Source organism: Aliivibrio sp. 1S128 (assembly GCF_001691065.1).
Classification (GTDB): Bacteria; Pseudomonadota; Gammaproteobacteria; order Enterobacterales; family Vibrionaceae; genus Aliivibrio.
The window spans coordinates 1-536 of the sequence record NZ_MAJV01000175.1; the positions used below are offsets into that span (position 1 = coordinate 1).

1 protein-coding gene is annotated in these 536 nt (G+C 39.7%); it reads right to left on the reverse strand.

What is annotated here, in order from left to right; translation table 11 throughout:
* Positions 1-19: 19 nt before the first annotated feature.
* Positions 20-502, reverse strand: coding sequence for a hypothetical protein (locus tag A6E03_RS19030; protein ID WP_065601530.1), 483 nt, complete (start codon positions 500-502; stop codon positions 20-22).
* Positions 503-536 lie beyond the last annotated feature (34 nt).

Below are 536 nucleotides of genomic sequence, written 5' to 3' on the forward strand. Positions count from 1 at the left end.
GTTGATGCATTTGTTATGTTCATTCTCTCAACGCACTAGCAATTTCAACTGAATAGCCATGTTTTTCTAATAAATGCATAAACGGAGAAACATGATTTGCCCCACAGACAACCAGTACAGGAAAGAGGTTTAGCTTTGTAATCCTATTGAGCCACTCTTGCTCTCTCAAACGTAGTCCCTCTTGGATTCGACGGTCTAACTCTTCAAGAGCCTCTGGTGATTCATGGTCATCAAAGTCCATAATTATACCCATTTCAATTACGGATAGATTAGAATAAATCCCTAGAGCAACCCTTTCTTCAGCATTAGGCTCAATGTTTACGTAAGCAAGTTCTAACTCTTTCGCAGCCCTTTGCACAACAGTTGGTTTGCCATCGATCTCTTCTGCTATTGCACATATACCATGTTCTTTTGCAGTGTTGATAACGTAGTCTGAGAAGTCACTGCGTTCAAGATCCCATTGTGTTGAATGGCTCGTACCAATTAATACTACTTTTTTCAATTTTTACTCCTTGAACATAACGCTGGCATAACAC